General features: G+C 70.6%; 19 protein-coding genes. 1 reads left to right on the top strand and 18 read right to left on the bottom strand.

The window, feature by feature from the left end:
• Positions 1-7 precede the first annotated feature (7 nt).
• The 5 genes from OG472_RS32210 to OG472_RS32190 form a co-directional block, all read right to left on the bottom strand.
• Positions 8-538 (bottom strand): toxin-antitoxin system HicB family antitoxin, encoded by a 531-nt coding sequence (locus tag OG472_RS32210; RefSeq protein WP_405832343.1) that lies wholly within the window; start codon positions 536-538, stop codon positions 8-10.
• Positions 539-817: 279 nt separating this feature from the next.
• The gene (locus OG472_RS32205) at positions 818-1,315 is read right to left on the bottom strand and encodes a hypothetical protein (protein WP_405832341.1); all 498 of its coding nucleotides are present in this window, start codon (positions 1,313-1,315) and stop codon (positions 818-820) included.
• A gap of 109 nt (positions 1,316-1,424) precedes the next feature.
• A complete protein-coding gene (locus tag OG472_RS32200) occupies positions 1,425-3,473 on the bottom strand; it encodes a UvrD-helicase domain-containing protein (RefSeq protein ID WP_405832339.1) in 2,049 nt (682 codons plus the stop codon).
• A 180-nt stretch (positions 3,474-3,653) separates the two neighbouring features.
• A complete protein-coding gene (locus OG472_RS32195) occupies positions 3,654-5,462 on the bottom strand; it encodes a galactose oxidase-like domain-containing protein (protein ID WP_405832337.1) in 1,809 nt (602 codons plus the stop codon).
• Positions 5,463-5,827: 365 nt separating this feature from the next.
• The gene (locus OG472_RS32190) at positions 5,828-6,820 is read right to left on the bottom strand and encodes a helix-turn-helix transcriptional regulator (protein WP_405832335.1); all 993 of its coding nucleotides are present in this window, start codon (positions 6,818-6,820) and stop codon (positions 5,828-5,830) included.
• 138 nt (positions 6,821-6,958) lie between these two features.
• Between OG472_RS32190 and OG472_RS32185 the strand changes: the two genes are divergently transcribed.
• Positions 6,959-7,354: a RidA family protein gene (locus tag OG472_RS32185; protein WP_401611321.1), complete on the top strand. Its 396-nt coding sequence runs from the start codon at positions 6,959-6,961 to the stop codon at positions 7,352-7,354.
• A gap of 126 nt (positions 7,355-7,480) precedes the next feature.
• Here the strand turns inward: OG472_RS32185 and OG472_RS32180 are convergent, their stop codons facing one another.
• From OG472_RS32180 to OG472_RS32120, 13 genes are all read right to left on the bottom strand, one after another.
• Positions 7,481-8,854 carry a replication-associated recombination protein A gene (locus tag OG472_RS32180; RefSeq protein WP_405832333.1) on the bottom strand — a complete coding sequence of 458 codons (1,374 nt, stop codon included), beginning with the start codon at positions 8,852-8,854 and terminating at the stop codon, positions 7,481-7,483.
• Between the two features lie 130 nt (positions 8,855-8,984).
• Positions 8,985-9,836 carry a PhzF family phenazine biosynthesis protein gene (locus OG472_RS32175; protein ID WP_405832331.1) on the bottom strand — a complete coding sequence of 284 codons (852 nt, stop codon included), beginning with the start codon at positions 9,834-9,836 and terminating at the stop codon, positions 8,985-8,987.
• 71 nt (positions 9,837-9,907) lie between these two features.
• On the bottom strand, positions 9,908-11,584 hold the full coding sequence (locus OG472_RS32170; protein ID WP_401611318.1) for an asparaginase domain-containing protein: 1,677 nt from the start codon (positions 11,582-11,584) through the stop codon (positions 9,908-9,910).
• Positions 11,581-12,066, bottom strand: coding sequence for a DUF488 family protein (locus tag OG472_RS32165; protein ID WP_405832329.1), 486 nt, complete (start codon positions 12,064-12,066; stop codon positions 11,581-11,583). The genes OG472_RS32170 and OG472_RS32165 overlap by 4 nt, the downstream gene beginning before the upstream one ends.
• Before the next feature lie 105 nt (positions 12,067-12,171).
• Positions 12,172-13,182, bottom strand: coding sequence for a methyltransferase (locus tag OG472_RS32160; protein WP_405832328.1), 1,011 nt, complete (start codon positions 13,180-13,182; stop codon positions 12,172-12,174).
• 405 nt (positions 13,183-13,587) lie between these two features.
• Entirely contained in the window at positions 13,588-14,001 is a 414-nt protein-coding gene (locus OG472_RS32155; RefSeq protein ID WP_383568654.1) for a VOC family protein, read from the bottom strand.
• Positions 14,002-14,104: 103 nt separating this feature from the next.
• On the bottom strand, positions 14,105-14,596 hold the full coding sequence (locus tag OG472_RS32150; RefSeq protein ID WP_383568657.1) for a PhzA/PhzB family protein: 492 nt from the start codon (positions 14,594-14,596) through the stop codon (positions 14,105-14,107).
• A gap of 144 nt (positions 14,597-14,740) precedes the next feature.
• Positions 14,741-16,597 carry an asparagine synthase (glutamine-hydrolyzing) gene (gene asnB, locus OG472_RS32145; protein WP_401611314.1) on the bottom strand — a complete coding sequence of 619 codons (1,857 nt, stop codon included), beginning with the start codon at positions 16,595-16,597 and terminating at the stop codon, positions 14,741-14,743.
• A 43-nt stretch (positions 16,598-16,640) separates the two neighbouring features.
• Positions 16,641-17,261, bottom strand: coding sequence for a phenazine biosynthesis FMN-dependent oxidase PhzG (phzG, locus tag OG472_RS32140; protein WP_405832325.1), 621 nt, complete (start codon positions 17,259-17,261; stop codon positions 16,641-16,643).
• Positions 17,258-17,605, bottom strand: a complete 348-nt coding sequence (locus OG472_RS32135) for a hypothetical protein (RefSeq protein ID WP_383568665.1) — start codon at positions 17,603-17,605, stop codon at positions 17,258-17,260. Before OG472_RS32135 ends, phzG begins: the two co-directional genes overlap by 4 nt.
• Positions 17,602-19,506: an anthranilate synthase family protein gene (locus tag OG472_RS32130; protein WP_405832323.1), complete on the bottom strand. Its 1,905-nt coding sequence runs from the start codon at positions 19,504-19,506 to the stop codon at positions 17,602-17,604. The genes OG472_RS32135 and OG472_RS32130 overlap by 4 nt, the downstream gene beginning before the upstream one ends.
• Positions 19,503-20,126: an isochorismatase family protein gene (locus tag OG472_RS32125; protein WP_401611310.1), complete on the bottom strand. Its 624-nt coding sequence runs from the start codon at positions 20,124-20,126 to the stop codon at positions 19,503-19,505. The genes OG472_RS32130 and OG472_RS32125 overlap by 4 nt, the downstream gene beginning before the upstream one ends.
• On the bottom strand, positions 20,114-21,322 hold the full coding sequence (locus OG472_RS32120) for a 3-deoxy-7-phosphoheptulonate synthase (protein WP_405832321.1): 1,209 nt from the start codon (positions 21,320-21,322) through the stop codon (positions 20,114-20,116). Before OG472_RS32120 ends, OG472_RS32125 begins: the two co-directional genes overlap by 13 nt.
• Positions 21,323-21,376 lie beyond the last annotated feature (54 nt).

Raw genomic sequence — 21,376 nt, 5'->3', positions numbered from 1 at the left:
GGTGGGGCTAGCTCACCCAGCCCGTGAAGCTCTTCCTGCCGCTGCCCCGCTGGGGCGCCGGCCCGTCGCCCTGCCGCCCGCCGCCGGGCTCGAGTGCACCCGAAACGGCCCTGACGAGCCATGCGTTGAGCGACAGCCCCTCCCGCGAGGCCGCCTGCTCCGCACGCGCCTTGATGTGGCCGGGGAGTCGGAGGTTGATACGTGCGGTACTGCTGTCCTCCCCTTCCGCCACGGGCGGCACGGCGGGCAGGGCGTGCGCTTCCTCGAAACCCTGCGCCGCGAAGGGCTCGTCCCTCGGCGGCGCGGTCACGACGAACTCGGGCTCCAGCCCGCGCAGCCGCACGTCCACCGACCCCGGGGCGAGCTCCCGGGTGACCTCACCCATGGCGTCCGACAGGGCATTCAGGAGGGTGAGTCTGGCTGCCGACTCTAGCGGTGCGGTGATGCGCTCGGCGAGAGCGCGAGCATCGTCGCCGCCTGCTTCGGCGGCCACCGCGAGCTCGTGCCGAAGACTGGCGACATAGGGCGTGAGGTCCATGTGAAACAGCATGACACACGCGTGGCGCCATGTCGAGCCAATCTGGCACCACTCCTGCCGACATTTACAAACCCGCAGGTCACGCGTGGTGCCACTGCTGCGCCAACCTGAGCCACATGGCACCACCACCCCCACGATCGCACCACGGCGGCACCACGCGGCACCACATACGGGCGCTGCGCACGGGGTCGGGGGAAGAATCCGCGCTCGGACCGCCCGTCCCGTCGACGGGACAAAGCGCTCGCGCGTCCGCCCCTCGGGAAGCGTGCGACGCGGGACCTACGGCCACAGCTCCAGCAGGGCGTCCAGGGTGAGCTTCCACATCGGCTCGGCACCCGTCCCGAACGCCGCGGCGAGCGCGTACCCGACGGCCGCGTCGTCGGCACCCGGGCTGCCCTTCCACTCGACGGACACCCGGCCGTCCCCGCTCGACGAGAAGACCCCGAGGACCGCTCCGCCCCGCAGCAGCCTGCTCCCGTCGAGCGAGTCCGGGACCAACCGGTACTCGCCGACATCCACCCGGTAGGACTTCCGCGTCAGGAACCCCTTGGCGGGCCGCAACGACACCTCCGCCCCGCCGACGGTCATCGACAGGCGGTCCGGGTCCCGCGTCCCGATCGGCACATGGCTCTCCACCGCCGCACCCCCGGCCCGCCTCACCTCGACCCGAGAAATCCCCTCCCCGTCCACGACGAGGCTCCCGCCCTCGTGATCGAGTTCGACGTCGACCACGCCGAACAGCAGGTCCTGGGCGGGTCCATACGAGAAGGGGTGCATCAACTGGTCCTTTTTCCTGGGAATCCCCCCATTGTCGGCTCCGACCGGCCCGGCCCCGCGCAGGGTCGCCGCCTTCAGGACACGGGCAGGGTGGCGGACCACGGGGCCCCTACCCGGCGATGCTGCCGAGCCAGAGCAGGTCACGGGCCCTGGTCATGGCCACGAAGAGCTGGCTGCGCAGCAGTTCCTCTCGCTCCCGGGCCGTCTGCGCCGACTCCGTACCGCCCGCCGTGTCGGCCGCCGTCCCGTTCGCGAACACCGCGTCGTGCCGGGGCAGGAAGACGTTCTTGAACTCCAGCCCCTTGGCCCGGCGATAGGTGCCCAGCTTCACGGCGTCGACGGCGTGCCCGTCGTAGTGCTCCAACGGGCACACCGGGATGCCCGCCTGGGTGAGCAGCCGCTGGTAGTGGCCGACGGCACGCATGGAGGGGCACAGCAGGGCGGTGTCGGCCGGCGCACCGTCGGGCAGGGCGCGCAGGGCGTCCAGGAGTTCCCTGTCATGGGCGTCCACCGTGGGCCTGGTGACGCGTACGACGTCCCCCTCGTGGTAGGTGAGGTCGACATCGCGGCGGCCCGGAGTGCGCAGGCCGTCGAGGTCCTCGAACGCGTCGTCGGCCACGACGGCGAGGGCCGCGTCCAGGATCTGCTTGCTGTTGCGGTAGTTGGTGCGCAGCACCTGTCCGCGATCACCGCGGATGTCGATGCCCGCGTCGGTGAGGCGGAAGCCTCCCGGGTACACGGTCTGCTGGCCGTCGCCGACGAGCAGCAGACCGTTGGGCACGTCACCGACGAGTGCGTGCAGGAGGCGCACTCCGACGAGGGTGAGGTCCTGCACCTCGTCCACGATGACGGCCGCGTACGGGGGCCGTTCGGGCCGGCGTGACGCTTCGGCCAGGGCGAAGGAGAGGACGTCGTTGAAGTCGTGGACGCCGCGCTCGCCGCGCAGCGATTCGTACGCTTCGTACAGCTCCCACACGGACTGCCGGTGCGTCCGGTGCAGGCTCGCCTTCCGCCGCCTCCTGTGGACGGTCGCGTACTCCTCGAAGCTGGTGAGGCCTCGCCCCTTGATGACGTAGTCGATCTCTTCGCGCCAGTAGGCCGGGGCCGGATCGAGCGCGGCCAGTCGGCCTTCGCGGCCGACGTTCTTCCAGGCGAGGCTGAAGGCGGTCTCGGCCTTGTCCCCGCGGAGCCGCACCGGTACGCCCCGCTGCTGCAGGAACTCCTGTGCCCAGGAGTGCAGGCTGCGGAAGTCCACCCGGTCGGCGACGGCGGGAGCCATGGTCCTGAGGAAGGTGCTCTGCACGCGAGGCAGGTTGTTGGCGAAGGTGACGTACAGGATGCGGCCGGTGGTCCGCCGGGCCAGGTGGGCCGCACGGTGCAGGGCGACGACGGTCTTGCCGGTGCCCGCCGGTCCGCTGATGCGTGCCGGGCCCGACCAGTTGCGGCGCACCAGTGCGACCTGATCGGGGTGGAGGAAGGTCATCCACTGCTCGATCGGCGCCCCCCTCGCGCTCTTCAGGGCCGCTTCACGCAGCCCGTCCAGATCGAACAGACCGTCCGGGGTGCTCGGTCGGTGACGCTCGGGCGCGGACGGCGCCTGCTGGTCGACCGCCGACCCCACGTGGTCCGGGAACACCCGCTCGAGATGATCGGCGATCGCCCGGACCGACTCCGCTCGCAGCCTGTGCGGTTGCGACAGCAGCACGGGGCCGATCTCGTGTTCGCCCAGGAGCCGTATCCGGCCCAGGGCCGCGTCGAAGCGCCGCCCGGCGAATACCATGAGCGGCTGGACTGCCACGGGTGACATTCCGAGGGACGCCACCGCGCTCTCGGCCGCCCTCGTGGCGGTGAGCAGCTCGGCCGCTTGTTCGTCCCGCGGCTCGCCTCCGGCTTTGACGTCGACGACGAAGACACCGCCGGGTCCCACCAGCAGCATGTCCGCGTTCGCGGTCGGCGTTCCGGACCACCGCCGGTCGACGAGCAACCGCCATCCGCGCGCGGTCAGCACCAGCAGCTGGGCGAGAACCCGCTGCTCGCCCTCGCCCACCGCCGTCCACCTCAGGGCCTGCCGGCGGGCGGCCTGCCACTGCTCCCGGAGTAACCGCTCCTGCCGCCGCGCCTCCTGCGCCCGCTCCGATCCCGCCTCGCCTGCCCCCATGCCGAGCCCCCCTCGTACGCGGAGTGACGATCATAGGACGGAAGGCAACCGGAGCGGCAGGGCGCATGGGTGGGCGCTGTCCGCACGGGCGACGGCCCGCCTCGGAATCCGTGAGTGCGGAAAACCGGGACGGGTCGTCGCTCCCATTCGCTCCCGTTCGCTTCCTTCAGCTTCGTTTCCTCAGCGCAGGGACACGAACTTGGCGATGCTCGGCACCCCCTTCTCGTCCAGCAGGAAGAGCATGTAGTGGCCGGGCGGGGCGTCGTTCGCGGAGGGCGGGGCCTGCAGCCCGATCGTGTTGCCCTGACGTTGGACGATCCGCAGTTCCAGGTGGCGCTGACTCGTGTTGACCGCGTGGGTCGCGGTGGTCGGCGCCAGCAGGACGGCCTTCTTGACCTGGCTCGGGGTCGAAGTCGTCACCTTGAAGCGGGAGTCGTAGGCGATGGGGCCGCCGGGCACGCGGTCGAGCTTGGGCCGGGCGCCCTGGTGGAGGTAGGCGGGCTCGAAGATCTCGATGCTGCCGTTCATGTCGTCGTCGATCTTCGGATCGTTGGCGAGCTGCTGGAGTTCGTCGCCGGTGACCATGACCCGACCGTCGGGCAGGACGACCGAGTTGGCGTGGTAGCCGCGCGGCAGCCGCTGCACGGGCCCGAGCCGCCACTCCCCGAGCGCGTTGCGGGTCTCGATCTGGCGGTACTTGAGATCGGACTTGGGGTTGTAGTCGCCGTTTCCGTAATCCCGGATTCCGTAGGCGCCGTTGACCGTCAGCAGGCTCGCGTCCGGGAGGAGAAGGGTGTTGTCCTGGGTCCGGCCGAAGGCGCGCGGCTGCTTCTTCTCCCACACCCCGTCCGCCAGCTGGTAGGTGTTGGGGTCGTCGCGGTCACCGCCGAGGACCAGTACGGAGTTCGGGCCGCGGAATCCGGCGGGCAGCGCCACCGCCGAGCCGTAACCGCGGTGGACGCCGTCCGGGCGGGCGGGAAGGTCGGTACGCGTCTCGGCGACCGGGTCGAAGGCCCACTGCCGGGTGGCGTGGCGGCCCAGGCCGTACACCTTGCCGTCGCGGAGGGTGAACAGGTGCGGGTAGTCGCTGTCCTCGCCGAACGGGGCGTCGACGCGAAGGGTGTCGGTGGGGACGTTCCGCGGGATCACGGTCTTTTCGAAGGGCACCGGGTGGCTCTTGGCCGGGAACCGCTCGACGACCGAGGTGGAGGTGCCCCAACCCGCGTCGGTGTGCCCGGACATGATGAGAAGGCGCCCGTCGGGGGCGGTGGCGACGGTCGGGTACCAGCGGCCCACCGCCATGTCCTTGTTGAGCGCCCACGTCTCGGTCCACGGGTCGAAGACGAGGGACAGCTTGGCTCCTGCGCCTCCGCCGTAGCCGAGGTTCCCGCCGAAGACGCCGAGCATGCCGTTGGGCAGGAAGGCGTGCCCCGCACAGAAGAAGGGGGCCGGGCGCTTCACGTTCGTGCCGTCAGGCACGACCAGCTCCGGCGGGGTGACCTTCTTGAACGCCGCGGGGCCGGTCCCCTTCCCCGGATCCCAGAGGAAGGCGCGGCCTGCGTTCTCCGGCCCGAGCGTGTTGGTCGGCGCCGGCTCCTCCGTGGGGTCGGTCTCGACGCGCTCGAAGGAGAACAGCAGCACCTTGCCGGTGGGCAGCATGGCGATGTGGGCGGCGAAGTCGGGCGACTGGAAGTACTCCGCGAACTGCCCGTACGCCTTCGGATGGAACTTCGAGTTCGCCAGCTCCTGGGACCTGGTCAGATCGCTCAGGCTCTCGATCCGCGCCAGCTGGGAGTACCCGCCCAGAGCCTGGGCCGCCGCGCGGATCTTGGCATGCTCCTGAGCATGCCCGGTCCCCAGCGCCGCGGCTTCGTCGGGATGGCTTTCCCCGTCGTGGGCGGTGGCAGGTACGGCAGCGACGAAGAGGGCGGTGGCCGCGAGCGCGGAGAGTGACGCCGCGATTCTCTTGGAGCGGTGCCTGCGTGACATGTGACTCCTCACCTGTGAGCACGTACGGACAGGCGGAGGGCCTGCCGTGGGCGTTGATCACCCACAGCGACAGATGTATGACGATATACATGCAGCGCGCTCGCCGAATCCGGATCCCCGCGACAGGGCCGTCGGTGTCACGGGCCAGCACCGCCCGTCCGACACGCCGAACCCCCGGCCCCGCCACGGTCCCCCGCACGGCCGTCACTCTTCGTAGACGGACACGCCGACACCGACCGGGTCGACGGGCGGGGCCGGCCCGGACGTGTGGCGACGGGCTCGGGGTGTTGCGGGGTGACCGTCTCCGACCCCTCCGAAGCCCCTGCGCGGGATCGGCGGAAGGCGTCACCTCTCGGAACGACTCCTCAGGATGCGGCTGATGCCGCTGAAGCCGCTCCATAGCGGGTGGCGATCGCTGCGGCACGGTCGTGCAGGGACGTGCGCAGCCACTGCGGGGCCAGGACTTCCGCGTGCGTGGCGTGCTGCCACAGCGCCCATTCGGCGTGCCGCGAATCCTGGAAGATCACGTTCAGCCGCAGCCAGCCGTCCGCGTCGGCTTCTTCGGCACAGACGGCGAGCACGGTACTCACCAGGTGCTCCCGACGCCCCGGGTCCACCCGTACCAGCACGGCGACTTGGTCGCCTCCGGTCCTGAACTGCGCGTTGCGTTCCTGCCAGGCCCGGTCCAGGTCGACCGTGTCCGGCCGCTGCGCGGGTTCGTCGAGCGCCTCGGCGGCCAGCACCCGGGACAGCCGGTACGTGCGGTCCGCGCCGCCCCTCTTGGCCAGCAGATAGCCCTGCTCGCGGACGGTGACCAGGCCGATCGGGTCCACCGTGCGCCACTTCGGAGGCTGGTCCAGGGCCTCGTACCGGATGCGCAGCTTGTGTCCGGCGAACACCGCGCGCCGGACCTCGGCCGCTATGGTGTCGGGCACCTCGTCGGCGGCCACGCGGCGCGAGAGGAGGTCGGTCTCCGGGTCGATGAGTAAGCGCTGCGCCGCGCCGGACGCCGTGTCCCGAAGGCCTTCGGGCAGTGCGTCGACCACTTTGAGGATGGCCGAGGCGAGCGCCGACCCGAGGCCGAACTGCTGTGCGCCGCGCCGTGATCCGGCGACCAGCAGGGCGAGCGCCTCGTCGTGGTTCAGTCCGGTGAGCGCGGTCTGGAACCCGGGCAGCAGCGCGAAACCGCCGTGCCGGCCTCGTTCGGCGTAGACGGGCACACCCGCCGCGGACAGTGCGTCTATGTCGCGAAGCACCGTGCGGGTCGATACGTCCAGCTCACGGGCCAGCGTATCCGCGGTCATCCGACCGCGCTGGCGCAGGAGAAGCACCAGGGAAACCAACCGGTCGGCGCGCATATGAAAACTTTAGCAAAAATACATGACCAAGGATGTCGTGTTTTCTTGGAAGGCTCCTTCACACGACGTCAGAACTTGGCGGCTGCCAAGCCGCTGGACGTTCGTACTGTCAGTGAATCGAATGGAGTTAGTGCGTCAATGGAACGTAATGCGGTCAACCCGGTGTCGTGGTCGGTGGAGATGGGCTTCAACCAGGGTGAGGTCGTCTCCGGACACTCGCGCACCCTGTACATCTCGGGCCAGACCGCGATGAGCAGCGAGGGCAAGCCTGAGCACGACGGTGACATGGCGGCGCAGCTGGCGCTGAGCATCGACAACATCGAGGCCGTACTCGCCGAGGCCGGCATGACCCTCGCGAACCTCGTCCGCCTCAACGTCTACACGACCGACGTCGACCTGCTCTTCCAGCACTACGGCGTGCTGGCGGGTCGTCTGGGCGCCGCCCAAGTCTCGCCGACCACCACGATGCTCGGTGTGACGCGCCTGGCGATCCCCGGCCAGATGGTCGAGCTCGAGGGCACCGCCGTCGCGTGATGTGACCCCTGCTCCTCCGCTGCTCGTGCCCGTCGAACGGGCGCGAGCAGCGGGCAGGCCGGGTGACCCGGTGCGCGTGGCGGTGACGTCCGTCTCCGGTTTCGGCGGCCCCCGGTGACACTGCGTCTACTCGCCGCGGACGGCACGGCGGAGCTTGGCGAGGCGCTCGTGCAGGACGCGTTCCCCGCCGTGCCGCGTGGGGCGGTAGTAGTCCTTCCCCACCAGGTCGTCCGGCGGGTACTGCTGCTCCAGGACGCCCTCGGGGGTCCGGTGGGGGTACTTGTACCCGATCGCGTTGCCCAGTTCCCTGGCGCCCTTGTAGCGGCCCTTCCGCAGGTGGGCGGGGATCTCGCCGACGGCGCCGGCCCGTACGTCGGCCATCGCCTCGTCGATCCCGACGATGACCGTGTTCGACTTCGGCGCCATGGCCAGGTGCACGGTGGCCTGCGCCAGCGCGAGGCGGGCCTCCGGCATGCCGATGAGCTGGACCGTCTGCGCCGCGGCGACGGCCGCCTGGAGCGCGGTGGGGTCGGCCAGCCCGACGTCCTCGCTGGCATGGACCACCAGCCGGCGCGCGATGAACCGCGGGTCCTCCCCGGCCACGAGCATGCGGGCCAGGTAGTGCAGGGCGGCGTCGGGGTCGGAGCCGCGGATCGCCTTGATGAACGCGCTGACGACGTCGTGGTGCTGGTCGCCCTGCCGGTCGTAGCGCACGGTGGTCTCGGCGATGGCCCGCTCCACGGCCGGCACGTCGATCACCGTGCCGCCGGTGTCGGTCACCCCGTCGGCAGTCGCCTCCAGCGCGGTCAGCGCGCTCCGGGCGTCGCCGGCCGAAAGTCGCACCAGGGCCGCCTCGGCCTCGGGGGACAAGGAGACCGCGCCGCCGAGGCCGCGCTCGTCCTTCACCGCCCGTCGCAGCAGCTCGCGGACGTCGTCCCCGGTCAGGGACTGGAGCTGGAGGACCAGCATGCGTGAGAGCAGCGGGGACACCACCGAGAACGACGGGTTCTCGGTGGTGGCGGCGACGAGCAGCACGAGTCCGTCCTCGACGGCCCCGAGCAGCGCGTCCTGCTGGGTCTTGGAGAAGCGGTGCACCTCGTCGATGAAGAGCACTGTCTGACGCTTCTGCCGGTCGCGCCGCACGCGCGCGTCGTTCATCACGTCGCGCAGCTCCTTGACGCCGCTGGACAGCGCCGACAGGGCGACGAAGTGGCGGGTGGCGGCGCCGGCGAGCAGCCGCGCGAGGGTGGTCTTCCCGGTGCCGGGCGGGCCGTAGAGCAGTACCGACGCCACCTCCCCGCCCTCCGCCAGCCGCCGCAGCGGCGCGCCGGGGCGCAGCAGGTGCGCCTGGCCGACGACTTCGGAGAGCGTCCTCGGCCGCATGCGCACGGCGAGCGGCGCGGCGGCCCCCACGGGCTCGGCAACCGCCGTGGGCCCGGGGGGCGGAGGAGTGTCGTACGGATCCGGCAGCGCGAACAGCCCGTCGTCCTCGGCCGCCATCAGACCACCCGCCGTTCGGCCCGGACGGTCGGCCTCGCCCTGCGACGGTCGGGGGACGGTGCTCTGCTGGACACGCGTGGCGGCCCTTCCTCGGCGGATCGGTCACTCGTACGTTCTCGGAGCTCGGAGGCTACGCGTACAGCGTGCCCCGGGCGACGACCACGGCGGATCCCGCTACCTGGACCGACTCGATCCGTTCCGGCGTCCCCGTCGCGCGGGCGCGCATCGTCGAAGGACGGCCCATCTCGACCCCCTGGCGGATCTCGATCCACTCCCCGAACGGGATCAGTCCGTGCCGGGCCAAGTGTACTGCGATCGACCCCGCGGCCGAGCCGGTGGCCGCGTCCTCCACCACGCCGTAGGCGGGCGAGAACATGCGCAGTCGCCACTCGGTTCCGGAACCCGCGAAGCAGTTGGCGGCCATGTCGGGCAGCCTGGCGAGAATCCGCTGGTCCGGCTCGACGGCGGAGAGCGCGGGCACGCTCTCCAGGCCGACGAACACGTGCCGCGGCCCGTTGTCGTAGACCTCGACGGGCAGGGTGCTGCCGGTGTCCACCAGGTCGAGACCGGAGAGCAGTTCGTCCGCGCGGTCGTAGGGCTCCCAGGCCGGGAGGGGCTGCCACATGCCGGCGGCGATGGTCCGGCCCTCGTCGTCCCGCTCCAGTTCGAACACCACGGTGCCCTTGGCGGTCTCCATCCGGAGCTCTTTGCCCTCGTGCGACTCGCCGAGCACCACGGCCGTGCCCAGGGTCGGATGTCCGGCGAACGGCAGCTCGTTGACCGGGGTGAAGATGCGGACCCGCACGTCGCCGTCGTTCTCCGCGGGGAGGACGAAGACGGTCTCCGACAGGTGCAGCTCCTGCGCGATCTGCTGCATGCGCTCGGCGGAGAGGCCGGAGGCGTCCAGGAAGACCGCGGTCGGGTTTCCTTCCAGTGGGACGTCGGTGAAGACGTCGGCCACCACGTATTCGTACGTACCCATGGGTTCCGTTCTCGAAGGGCGGGATCGGGACGTGCGGGCGGTGACCCGCGCCGTCCTCGTCGTGTCGCAGGTCAGTGGGAGTCGAAAAGGGCCTGGTAGTGGGCGACCGCCTTCTCCGTGGCCGCCCGCTCGTCGAGGGTCGGGTGGAAGGGGTCCGCGGCCGGCGGCAGGGCACCGAACTTGAGCAGCGCGGCCATGAGGAGCATGCGCGCCTTGGTGGCCGTGAGGTTGTTGCCCGAGATGAACGTCGGGTCGGTCCGGTACGCCATGCCCCCGGTGTTGCCCCGGCCCGTGCGGACCACCGGCATGCCGGCGAAGAGGGCGACGCTCAGCGCCGCGTTCCTCGTCGGGTCGGCCATCCCGAACGGCGACATGCCCTCGCAGACGAAGCCGGACAGGGGCGTGTGCGAGAGGTTGGCGTCGATCCGTGCCAGGATCTCGACCTCCTCGTCGGCGATGGGCGGGTCGTCGGTGCCGGTGCCGGTCGCCGCGTACCGGCTGTACTTGGTGATCGACACGTGCGGCATGGCGGAGGGGACGAGCCCGTCGGCGTCCTTCGTGACGACGTCGACCGGCGACACGCCCGCGGCCAGGCTCCCGGCGACGCCGGGCACCTGCTCGGGGAGCACGGTGAGGCGCAGCTCCGAGCGGTGGGTGTGCCGGCGGGCCGGCAGGTAGGTGAGCTGCGGGGGGCCGTAGCCGCCGAGGTCGGCGACGACTCCCCCGTGGCCGCCGGTCACCTCGTAGCCGCCCGGCCGGGCGTCGACCTTCGTCACGTCCCGGGCCGAGTAGACGAGTTCGTCGACGATCACGCAGGCGCCGACGCGGTCCTCGCCCCGTTCGTCCAGGGCGACGCGCGAGGCGATGAACTTCACGCCGTCCACGACGTTGCGGTCGCCGTCCGCGCTCAGCGACTGGTGGCGGCGCTGAGCGGCGTGCCCGACGAGGGGCACCTTCGTGTCGATCACCAGCCCGAGCCAGTACAGGGTCTCGTCGACGGTGGGGCTGCCCTCCAGCCACTGGACGCCGGCGAACTCCCCCGTGTCGAGGACGGCCTGGACCCGGTTGGTCGCCTGGGCGAGGTTGGCCAGGCCGGGCTCGCTCTGGAGGTGGTACGGGTAGTAGACGAAGAAGTCCTGCCCGAGGAGCTCGGCCTCGGGGCCCGTCGTGTAGCCGCCCGACGGAGCGGCGCGGAAGAACTCGAAGTCGGCGATCGACCCCAGCTCGACGGGGGTGCCGTGGTCGCCGAGGCCGAACCGTTCGATCTCCTCGTAGAGGCGGCGGGCATCGGGGTAGAACGTCTGCCGGGCGTCTCCCGGCTGCGCGTAGGGCGCCGTCGCGGTCTCCTCCCAGGCGGATCCGTCCGCCTGCCTTCCCATGTAGGGAAGGGGGTAGAGGCCGTCGGCGGGGTCGAGTTCGACGACGTGCACCGGGGTGGCGTCGCCGGCGGGCCGCTCGGTGTGGAACGTGCCGTCCTCGTCGAGCCAGCCGTCCGGCGGAGCGTACAGCCCGGCCGCGTCCCGTTCGAGCGGGTGCGCGCTGAACGCCTCGACGTACAGCGTCGCGGGCGCCGCGAGCCGTTGGGGGCGCAGGATGTCGAAACGGGAGGGGCGCAGCGGCAGACCGTGGCGTGCGCGCGCCTTGTTCGACGTGACCAGGTCCGGCGTGTTGAGGATCGTCGCGGTCGGTCCGGCGAACACCGCGATCCGCGGACGGGCCGCGCCGGCCGGAAGGATGGGGTCCGTCACAGCGGCCTCAGGTGTTCGACGGTGATCTGGTGCTGCTCGGCCAGTCGCCCGGCGACCAGCGACCGGTGGCACGCCTCGGGGTCGGTCTCGACGCAGAACAGCGCGGCGATCCCGTTGCCCGGCAGCTCCGCCACGACCGGATCCAGGTCGACCGGGTCGAGGATCTCGGCGGTGTAGCGGCGGGTGTACTCGGCGGCGAGCTCTCGCCGGGAGCGCTTGCCGACCCCTTGGCGGTCGTCCTCGGCGTACTGGAGGTGACGCAGCTCGGTGGTGGGGGCGAGTTCGCGGTGGTGCGCGTAGGCGATCCCCGCCTCGGCGAGGGCCGCCTGCAGCCGCTTCGAGTTCGCCCACGCGTACGCCGGGCCGCGGACTCCGCGGCGCTGACGCACGTCGAGCACCAGGCGCACGTCCGCCTGTCGTAGTCGTTCCAGGTAGGAATCGCCGTCGAAGCCGTAGACGCCGATCGTTGCCAACTTGAGCACCCGAGATCTCCTGTTCACGCTGTTGCTCGTGCCCCGCCCGGCGGTTCCGTGCCGCCGCGGGCCGTGACGCGCCGGGGCGCGCCCCTTGCGTTGCCCCCCGTGCCGCTACGAGGCGCGCGGCGCGGCGATCAGGGCGGTCGTCTCCATGGGCAGCTCCGCGGTCCCGGCGATCTCCAGGCCGGCTCGGTTCAGCAGCCGCGTGATCCTGTCGACGGTGCGGTGCTCGCCGCCCGTCGTCACCAGGAGGTGCAGGTCCCACAGGGCGGGCAGCACGGTGGAGTTCTCGTCCTCGACGAAACGGTCGAGGATCAGCAGTCGCGACGAGGAGTCCGCCATGGCGCGACGGCAGTTCTCGAAGACGCCGACGACGGCTTCGTCGTCCCAGCCGGCCAGCACGCGGCAGAGGATGTAGACGTCCCCGCCCTCCGGGACGCCCTTGAACATGTCCCCGCCCACCAGCTCGGCGCGGTCCGGGCCGACGGTGGCGGACAGGTGCTCACGGGCCTTGGGCATCATGTGCTCGCGGTCGAAGAGCACGCCCTTGGCGTCCGGGGTGGCGCCGAGGATCGTGGCGAGCAGGTGCCCGCCCCCACCGCCTACGTCCACGACCTTCTTGCCGGAGAAGTCGAAGGCCTCGGGCACCTGGTGGAAGAACATGCTCGCGGCGTTCATGGTGAGCTGGAACCGCCGGGCGGTGGCCGCATCCTGGCCCAGGTACTCGTAGAACGACTGGCCGTAGGCGAGCTCGAATCCCGAGCTCTCCGTGCTGATGGCGTGGTGGGCGTGACCCCACGCGGAGTAGAACTCCTCGCCGTACAGCAGGCACATGTCGCGCAGGGACTGGGGGCCGTCGAGGAGGGCCGCGCTCACCTGGGTACCGCGGTAGCCGGTGGACTCGCTGCCCTCGAATATGCCCATGGCCACCAGGAGGCGCATCAGGCGGTGAATTCCCTGCTCGTTCGCCCCCGTTGCCTTGGCGAGTTCGGCGTCGGTGTCACGGCCGGCCTCGATGTGGTCGGGCAGGGCGAGCTTGACCGCGGTGTAGAGCGCCTGCGCCCTCCATCCCCCGGTGATGATGTCGACCACGTCTCGAGTGGCCTGCACGTCGACTGTCATTGAGACCTCACCATTGCGACCATCCAACCGATCCCGGTCGGCACTCTTCACCGTGGTCTTCCACGGCACGGATAAAGCTGTGAGACATGAACCGCCGCCTTGCTCCCTCACGACGGGCCGGCCCGTCGTGTGCGGGCGGGGCGTCGGAGCGGTACGCGCGGGAGCGCCGGGGGCCGCATGCCTCCCGGTGTGGGGCGGCGCCGTCAGTGAGCCCCGCCCCACACCGGAAGATCCTCACCCCTCACCCGTCGGCCGGTCGTGGCGCCTCGCGCCCGAACACGGCCTCGGGTGGTGGGGTGTGCACTGCTTCACGATCCACCGGCGGCCCGACGGCATGCGCGGTGGTGCGTCGGAGGGCTTCCGCCCTCGGTCGGGGCCACTGCGCACGCCGTGGCCCCTCGGCGATCAGGACTGAGACTGCTTGATGTTGAACATCCAGGTGATCCCGAACCTGTCCACGAGCGTGCCGGCCTCGTCACCCCAGATCTGCTGCTTCAGCGGCATCACCACGGTGCCGCCGACGGACAGCTTCTCGAAGTACGTACGGAGGCCGGCGTCGTCGCCACCGAGATACAGCGCGACGTTGGTGCCCGGGTTGAAGGGAACCCGCTCCGGGACGTCCCACGCCATCACCGTGAAGCCGTCCGAAGTGCTGAGCGTGGCGTGCATGATCTTGTCGGCGGCGTCGGGCGACTCCGGCGAGCCGAAGTCACCGAACGTGCCCAGCTCCAGCTTGCCGCCGAGGACTTCGTGGTAGAACTCCATCGCCTGCCGCGCGTCCCCGTCGAAGGCGATGTACGGGTTGAGCTGAGATCCCACCTGGTGCTCCTTGCTGTGTGTGCGGACAACGTGAACCCGGCGCCGGGCCCCGACGGTCCGTCCGGGCCTGCCGCATCCGGTCGTGGAAAGCGGGGGGAAGTCCCTACGTGGGGATTCCGCCGCGGTTGACCTTCGGCACCTCGATACCCAACGCGCGCAGCTGCTGGAACGGGTTCATGAACTCGCGGTTCTGCTTGATCTTGCCGTCTTCGAGCAGGAACGAGTGGATGAAGTGGTTCCTGTAGTAGCCGGGCTCGTAGTCCGGGTAGAGGATCTGGCCCTCTCCGTCACACTCGACCCAGAACCTGTTGGGGTCTTGTGTCTCGAAGATCTCTACGTTCTTCCATTCCCAGTCGGGGAACATGCGCAGCGACCACTCGCCGTGCGACTTGAGCTTCTCGTGCCCCTGGGAGGTGATCGGTTCGCCGGTGTCGCTGGTCCACAGCCCGGCGCTGCCATCCTCGGCGAAGAGCTGGTAGCGCGTCAATCGGTTCTCGCCCTTGCGGCTCATGTAGTCCGCGACGACGGCACGGTGTCGGGCGCGCAGGTCGAGGTCGGCTTCGAACCCCTCGGGCTGAGCGTTTTCCGTTCCCATCTCGAATCCCTCAATCCATGGTACGGGCTTGATAATTGACGCAGTGTCGGTAATCGGCCGGCCCGCCGCCGCCTGAGAGCGTCTCCGTTCCCAGGCAGCGGCGGTGCTGTGTCGGAGCTGTCCGCGATCGCTGCGAGCTCGGCGTCAGAGCCGGAGTTCGGGCTTGTAGATGTCCAGCCAGGTGCTCAGGTCGAGCACGCGCTCCATGCCGTTGCGGACGTCGATCGGCATGGTGGCCGAGTCCTGCCGCGTGATGTTCTCCAGCCAGCTGCGGTCGACCAGGCCGAAGACCGGGTCGTCGCTGGTGAGCAGCTCCTTGGACTGCTGCAGCAGCGCGGTGGTGTAGTGCGGGTCCAGCGTGGCGGGGTAGGGAGCCTTCACGCGTTCCAGCACCGACTTGGGCAGCAGGTCGGCCGTCGCGGCGCGCAGCAGGCTCTTCTCCCGGCCGTCGAAGGTCTTCATCGACCACGGGGTGTTGTAGACGTACTCCACGAGGCGGTGGTCGCAGAAGGGGACGCGGACCTCCAGCCCGACGGCCATGCTGATCCGGTCCTTGCGCTCCAGGAGCATCCGGACGAAGCGCGTCAGGTGCAGGTAAGACATCACCCGCATCCGCATCTCGTGGTCGCTCTCACCGTCGAGCCGCTCGACCTCGCCGACCGCGTCGGAGTACCGGTCGGCGATGTAGGTGGGCAGGTCGAGGGCGGCGGTGATGTCGGCGTTGAACCGGTCCGACACCTGGGCCCGCGCGCCGCTGACGAAGACGGCCATCCAGGGGAAGGTCTGCGCGGCCTGGACCTCCGGCTGGTGGAACCACCGGTACCCGCCGAAGACCTCGTCGGCGGACTCCCCGGACAGGGCGACCGTGGACTGCTTGCGGATGGCCTGGAACAGCAGGTAGAGCGAGGCGTCCATGTCGCCGAGGCTGAGCGGACTGTCCCGTGCGGTGATGACGGCCCGGCGCACGTCCGGGTCGGCGATCGAGGCGTGGTCGAGCAGGATGGCCTCGTGCTGCGTGCCGACGTGTGCGGCGACCTCCCGGGCGTACGGGGCGTCCGTCGTGCCGCGCAGCTCGTCGGCGACGAAGTCGTCCTCCCGTCCGACGAAGTCCACCGCGAAGCTGCGCACCTTCTCGCCGGGCTCGCCGTGCTCACCGGGCCGGCCGAGCTTGGCGGCGGCCAGTGCGGTGATCGCACTGGAGTCCAGGCCGCCGGAGAGCAGGGTGCAGCGCGGGACGTCGGAGACCAGCTGCCGGCTGACGATGTCCTCGAGCAGCTCGCGCACGTTGGCGACGGTGGTTTTCTGGTCGTCGGTGTGCGGACGCGTGGGCAGCGTCCAGTAGCGGTGCTCGCGCAGGCCGGAGCGGTCGACGGTGACGACGCCGCCCGGGACCACCTCGTGCATACCGCACCACACCGAGCTGCCCGGCGTCTGGGTGAAGCTGACCAGCTCCCGCAGGCCGGCGAGGTCGACCGCGCGGTCCGCCAGGGGGTTGGCGAGGATCGCCTTCGGCTCGGAGCCGAACAGCACCCCGTCGCCGGTGCTGGAGTAGTAGAGCGGCTTGACGCCCATCCGGTCGCGGATCATCACGAGCTTCTCGATCCGGGAGTCCCAGACCGCGAACGCGAACATGCCGTTGAGCCGTTCGGCGACCGCTTCGCCCCACTCCACGTAGCCGTGGAGCACGACCTCGGTGTCACTGCGGGTCTCGAACCGGTGTCCCCGGCGGAGCAGTTCGCTCCTCAGCTCGGTGAAGTTGTAGACCTCACCGCTGTAGGTGATCGCCACCGGACCGTCGTCGGTGGGCAGCACCATGGGCTGGGTGCCGCCTTCGAGGTCGATGACCGCCAGCCTCCGGTGACCGAGCGCCGCGTGCCGGTCGAGCCAGGCACCTCCGGCGTCCGGCCCCCGGCAGGCCATGGTCTCCGTCATCGCATCCAGCTGCGTGCGCTGCTGAGTCAGATCCCGGTCGAACGAGACCCAGCCCGTAATTCCACACATCGACTTGCCTTTCTTTCTTTTGAGTCCACGATCCAGAGCACGGTCAGGGTTGGAGCCGGCCCGTACGCCAGCCGGAACCGTCGCGCTCGTAACGCAGCCTCTGGTGCAACCGGTCCACCGGCTCGACCTGCCAGAACTCCACTTCTGCCGGCTCCAGCAGATAGCCCACCCAGCGGTCCGGGCGAGGCAGCGCCGAGCCGTCCAGGCCCAGTTCCCGGGCCTGCTTGCGCAACGCTTCCTCGTCCAGCAGCGGTGCGCTCTGGTACGACGCCACCGACATCGGGTGCGTGGCGACCGGCCGGGCATCCCACAGGGCGTCCGACTCCTCGTCGGGCAGCGGGCGGGTCGGGCCGCTCACGATCACCTGCCGGCCGGCCTCGCGCCAATAGAACACGCCCGATGCCCAGCCCGTTTCGGCCAGTTCCTGACCCTTGCGGCTGTCGGAGTGGCTCGCGAACACCAGGCCGGTGTCGCGCACCGCGAGCACCGCCACGATCCGGTTGGAGGCGTGGCCGCGGGCGTCGGCGGAGGCCAGCGCCAGTGCGCCCGGCTCGCGGACGGCGCTCGCGACGGCGCTGTCGAACCAGGTCCGGAGCAGGCCCATCGGTTCGGCGGGCGGGGCGGAGAACTCCTCGGCCGCCCGCGGTTGGGTCGATGCGCTCACGATGACTTCCCCATGGGTTCGAAGGCCAGGCCGCGCTCGACCAGTTGGCCGGAGTGGACGCCCTCGACGATGGCCTCGACGTCGGTCATCATCCGGACGGACGGCGGGTACCCGATGAGCTCGGTGGCCCGGTTCGGCGGCAGAGGTGCCGTCAGGTCGGCCGTGGAATCCCACAGCATCACTGCGCCCCAGCGGTTGGTCTGCCGGTCGGATATCCAGAACTTCAGCCGCATCCCGTGGATCTCCGTCCACGGATCGACGCCCTCGTCGCGCAGGTAGACGCGCAAGGAGTCGATGGTCTGGTCGGACCCGGTGAGGTCCCACCAGGAGATGGTGGCTTTCATGCGTTCACTACCTCCGCGGTCTCCATCAGCGGTACGAGCAGCTCGGCCAGGACGCGCTCGCTGTCCTGGGTGAGCACGGATTCCAGGTGGAACTGCACCGAGCCGAAGTGCGGGCCGCGCAGGGCGTGGACCTCGCCCGTCCCGGCGTCGAGACTGACCTTCACCTCGCCGACGCCCGGGCACTCCAGCCGGTCGGCTCGCGCGCGGGCCGAGTAGGAGTTGTAGAAGCCCACCCGCTCGCGCGAGCCGAACAGGTCGATCTCGCGCTGGGTGCCCTGGTTCGGGACGTCCCTGCGCCTGAGCTCGAGCCCGAGGGTCCGGCACAGCAGCTGATGGCTCAGGCAGACCGCCAGGAAGGGGATGCGGCGGGCCAGCAACTCCTCGATGGCCGAGGCGAGCCGGGCCATCCTGGGGTGGTCGGTCTCCCGCGGGTCGCCGGGTCCGGGGCCCATGATGACGAGGTCGTGTTCGTCGAAGCGGTGGACCGCGTCGAAGCTGCTGAGCTCCACGGTCAGCCCGATGGCGCGCAGCTGGTGGGCCAGCATCGAGCTGAAGGTGTCCTCGGCGTCGATGATCAGCGCCCGGCGGCCTTCCAGCACCGGATGCGGCTGCGCCCGCTTCTCCGTATCGCTGAGCCAGAAGTGCGCGATCGTCTCGTTGCGCCTTCCCAGCGCCTCCTGGATCAGCGGGTGCTCGTCGAGCCGCTCGTTGGCGCCCAGCGCCTTCAGCACACCCGCGGCCTTAGTGCGGGTCTCGGCGACCTCGGCATCGGGGTCGGAGTGCCGGACCAGGGTCGCACCCACCCCGACCTCGACGTGTCCGATGTCGTCGGCGTCCGAGGGACGGATGTCGGCCGTACGGATGAGGATGGCCGAGTCCAGGGTGCGCGCGCCGCCGGCGTCACGGCCGATGAGGGCCGCCACGCCGCCGTAGTACCCGCGGCCGCGCGGCTCGTAGCGGGCGATCACCCGGCAGGCGTTCTCGAGCGGGCTGCCGGTCACGGTGGGGGCGAACATCGTCTCCCGCAGGATGTCCCGGGGATCGAGGTCGCTGCGCCCCTCGATGATGTACTCGGTGTGCGCGAGCCAGGCCATCTCCCGCAGGAACGGCCCCTTCACGCGGCCGCCGCCCTGGCAGACCCGGCCCATCATCTTCAGTTCCTCGTCCAGGACCATGTACAGCTCGTCGGTCTCCTTGCCGTCGGTGAGGAACTCCATGACCTCCGACAGGACCGGTCCGGTGGGCGGATACCGGTAGGTGCCGCTGATCGGGGTCATCGCCGCGACGCCGTCCCGCAGGCTGACGTGGCGCTCCGGTGTGGCGCCGACGAAGGTCCGGGTGCCGGTGTGGACGATGAAGGTCCAGTAGGCGCCGCTCTCCCGGGTGAGCAGCCGGCGGAACAGGCTCAGTGCGCTGCGCGTCGAGTACCCGGTGATGGAGGTGACGAACGAGCGCTTGATGACGAAGTTCGAGCCCTCTCCGGTACCGATCTCATTGTCGAGGACCGCACGGACCGTGTCGGCGTAGGCCTCGTCGTCGGTGTCGAAGCGCCCACCGGTCAGGGCGATCGGCTCGTCCGGCAGCGACCTGAGAGCCTCGGACGTGCTGATCTGCCCTTGGTCGGTCACCGTCATCGCGAGGAGCGGTGAGCCGTCCTGGGCGGCGGCGAAGCCGCGCTCGGCGATCTGCTGGTGGGGCACCAGGACCAAGGTCTCGTGGCGGGCCTCGCCGGGCCGCCCGGCCTGGTCGTCCAGCGGGATGTCGGCGACCCGGGCCGGGGTGCTGACCTGGCCCAGCAGGATCTCCACGCGGTCCGGGCCCAGGGTCTCGGGGCGGTGGAGCAGGGCGAAGGCACCCGGGTTGGGGCCCAGCACGTGCTCGAGCAACTGCGTCGGGTTCATCGGAAGACCTCCTCGGTGGTGGTGACCACCGAGCAGCGGGCGGCCGCGTAGTCCAGGGCCAGCCGGTGGTACTCGGCGGAGAAGTCGCCGAGGGCGTCGGCGACCAGGAACGGCTGGATGTCGTTGGTGAACGCCTCGAGGGCTGTCGCCAGGACGCCCACGTGCGCGTACACCCCGCAGACGATCAGCTGGTCGCGGCCCTGGGCGCGCAGCTGCGCCAACAGGTCCGAGCGGAAGAACGCGCTGTAGCGCCACTTGGTGAGCACTTGGTCCGCCGGCCGGGGGGCGAGCTCCGCGACGATCTGACGATCGACGGGGTCCACCCTCATGCCCGGACCCCAGAAGTCCTTGAGCAGGCCGCGTTCCTCGTCCGTCATGCCACCGGGCTGAGCGGTGTAGAACACCGGGACCCCCAGCTCCGCGCAACGCTCGCGTAACTGCGCGCAGTGGCGGACCAGCGGGTCGCGTATCTCCGCGGGGAACGGGGCGAGGAAGTACCGCTGCATGTCGTGCACGAGCAGGGCGGCGCGGCTCGGATCGGGTGTCCACTGCGCCGTGCTGTTGGGCAGTTCAGCCGCCGTCGGCAGTGGGTAGGCTGATATCGGGGCTATGCCCGGCACGGTTCTCCCTCGGCTCGGTTCGTCATCATCTGTGTCTGCCAGGCCGACACCACCGCCACCGCCTGACGAGGATTGAGGCGCGGGTCGCACAGCGTCGTGTACTTCTCACCGATCCGGTCGATGCCGTTCGGGGCGTCGGCGCATTCGGTCACCGCATCGGGGGTGGTCTCCAGATGGATCCCGCCCGGGATCCCGCCGGCTGCGCGCACGGCGGCCTGGAAGGCCTCGACCTCCCGGACGATCGTCTCCACGACGCGGGTCTTGCGTCCCTCGGCGGTGGTCACGGTGTTGCCGTGCATGGGGTCGACGAGCCAGATCACCGGGTGTCCGGCGGCATGTACGGCCCGGACCAGCGGCGGCAGCAGATCCCCGGCCGCGTCCGCGCCCATCCGGGCGATCAGGGTGAGTCGGCCCGGTTCCTTCCCGGGGTCGAGCCGCTCGCACAACCCGAGCAGCTCGGCGACCGTCATCCGCGGTCCCACCTTGCACGCGACGGGGTTCACCACGTCTGCCAACAGCGCGACGTGGGCGCCCTCGAGCTGGCGGGTCCGTTCGCCGATCCACGGCCAGTGCGTGGAGGTCAGCGCGACCCGGCCCTCGCGGTCCCGACGCAGCATCGGGATCTCGTAGTCGAGCAGCAGGGCCTCGTGGCTGGTCCAGACGGCCGGGTCGAGGCGAGCCTGCGGCGTCGGGCAGAGGTTGGCCATGAGCTGGCTCGCCGCCCGGTAGCCGGTCAGCAGGCGCCGGGGATCGGGCCGTCGTGCTTCCGGGTCCGGCTCGGGACCGTTCACCATGTGCCCCCGGTACACCGGGAGCTCGGCGCCGCCGACCTGCTCGGTGTGCGCCGACCGGGGCTTGGCGTACTGGCCTGCGATCCGGCCCACCCGCACGACCGGCTGATGAGTGATCGCGTTCATGACGCCGGCGAGCACGTCGAGGAGTTCCGCCTTGCGCTCCGCGTCACCTGCGGTGCATTCCGCAGGGTCCTCCGCGCAGTCACCCGCCTGCACCACCTGCGCCTGCCCGGCGGCGACTTCGGCGAGCAGACCTCGGAGCCTGCCCAGCGATTCGGTTTCCACGAGCGGGGGGAGGGCTGCCAGCGTGTCCCGGACCTGCTCGACCTCCGCCGGGTCTCCCCACTGAGGCTGCTGCTGCGCAACCGGGGGTCGTAAAACTTCGAGCGAGGTGCCGTTCAAGTTTTCTCCAAACCTCCGACGTGTCTGCACATCGCTATCCGCGATTGATTGGCC

Source organism: Streptomyces sp. NBC_00207, assembly GCF_045160965.1.
GTDB lineage: Bacteria > Actinomycetota > Actinomycetes > Streptomycetales > Streptomycetaceae > Streptomyces.
This window is presented reverse-complemented; position numbering and strand designations above follow the sequence as displayed.